The sequence below is a fragment of the Mesorhizobium sp. M7A.F.Ca.CA.001.08.2.1 genome (assembly GCF_003998455.1).
GTDB classification, from domain to species: Bacteria; Pseudomonadota; Alphaproteobacteria; order Rhizobiales; family Rhizobiaceae; genus Mesorhizobium; species Mesorhizobium ciceri.
On record NZ_RZPW01001129.1, the window covers coordinates 1 to 1,405 of the forward strand.

Below are 1,405 nucleotides of genomic sequence, written 5' to 3' on the forward strand. Positions count from 1 at the left end.
GCGCTCGCCGAGGCTGCCCGCGAAGGTGGCTTGAGCTTCTAAGCATGATCCCGAAAAGTTGCAGACTTTTCGGATAAAGATTATGCGAAGGAAATGATTTCGCCCCCGGTGACCGTTTCCCGATTTATTCGGGGCGAGGCACCGGATCTTATCAGCAACCGTGCTTCCGGAAAAAAACAAGGAACAGGATATGGCACAGGAACGTAGGGATGGCGGCCGCGGCCGCGATCGTGAAGAACGCGATGACGGCATGGTGGACAAGCTCGTCCACATCAACCGCGTCGCCAAGGTCGTCAAGGGCGGCCGTCGCTTCGGTTTTGCAGCACTCGTCGTCGTCGGCGACCAGAAGGGCCGCGTCGGCTTTGGTCACGGCAAGGCGCGCGAAGTGCCGGAAGCTATCCGCAAGGCAACTGAATCGGCCAAGCGCGACATGATTTTCGTGCCGCTGCGCTCGGGCCGTACGCTGCATCACGACGTCGAAGGACGCTGGGGTGCTGGACGCGTGCTGCTGCGCGCCGCCAAGCAAGGTACCGGCATCATCGCCGGTGGCCCGATGCGCGCTGTCTTCGAGACGCTCGGCATGCATGACGTGGTCGCCAAGTCGATGGGTTCGTCGAACCCCTACAACATGGTTCGCGCCACCTTCGACGCGCTGAAGAGCCAGATGCATCCCAAGGATGTGGCTGCTGCTCGCGGCATCAAGTATTCGACCCTTCAGGCCCGCCGCGGCACCGCCGTTGCGGCTGAAGAATAGTCGATCTGACCAGGGATTTTGACCATGGCCAAGAAAGCAACCAAGACCATCACCGTTGAGCAGATCGGTTCGCCGATCCGCCGTCCGAAGGAACAGCGCGCGACGCTGGTCGGCCTCGGCCTCAACAAGATGCACAAGCAGCGCACGCTGGAAGATACGCCCTCCGTGCGCGGCATGATCGCTGCCGTCCAGCATCTCGTCCGCGTCGTGGACGAGGGCTGAGCCAGAGCGCAGGAGAAGTCAGATGAAACTCAACGATCTGCGTGACAAGGACGGCGCGACGCACTCCAAGAAGCGTCTCGGCCGTGGTATCGGCTCTGGCTCCGGCAAGACCGGCGGCCGCGGCGTCAAGGGCCAGAAGGCGCGCTCCGGCGTCGCCATCAACGGCTTCGAGGGTGGCCAGATGCCGCTCTACCGACGCCTGCCGAAGCGTGGCTTCAACAACATCTTCGCCAAGAGCTTCACCGTCGTGTCGCTGGCCCGCATCCAGGTGGCCATCGACGCCAAGAAGCTCGACGTCAAGGCAACCGTGACGGCTGAATCGCTGGTTGCCGCCGGCGTCATCCGCCGCGTCAAGGACGGCGTGCGCATCCTCTCGGATGGCGAGATCAAGGCGAAGCTCGCCTTTGACGTCGCCGGCGCCTCCAAGGC

Annotated in this window: 3 protein-coding genes; all 3 read left to right on the plus strand. The window is 62.9% G+C overall.

What is annotated here, in order from left to right; translation table 11 throughout:
* Positions 1-190: 190 nt before the first annotated feature.
* Positions 191-754 carry a 30S ribosomal protein S5 gene (gene rpsE / locus EN914_RS35460; protein ID WP_006333394.1) on the plus strand — a complete coding sequence of 188 codons (564 nt, stop codon included), beginning with the start codon at positions 191-193 and terminating at the stop codon, positions 752-754.
* 24 nt (positions 755-778) lie between these two features.
* Positions 779-976 carry a 50S ribosomal protein L30 gene (rpmD, locus tag EN914_RS35465; RefSeq protein ID WP_006205449.1) on the plus strand — a complete coding sequence of 66 codons (198 nt, stop codon included), beginning with the start codon at positions 779-781 and terminating at the stop codon, positions 974-976.
* A gap of 22 nt (positions 977-998) precedes the next feature.
* On the plus strand, positions 999-1,405 hold a 407-nt coding region (gene rplO, locus EN914_RS35470; protein WP_127389691.1), incomplete at its 3' end, for a 50S ribosomal protein L15.

Excerpts from the sequence above, each read along its gene's own strand:
- rpsE (WP_006333394.1), top strand. The coding sequence starts at position 191 with ATGGCACAGGAACGTAGGGATGGCGGCCGCGGCCGCGATCGTGAAGAA.
- rpmD (WP_006205449.1), top strand. The coding sequence starts at position 779 with ATGGCCAAGAAAGCAACCAAGACCATCACCGTTGAGCAGATCGGTTCG.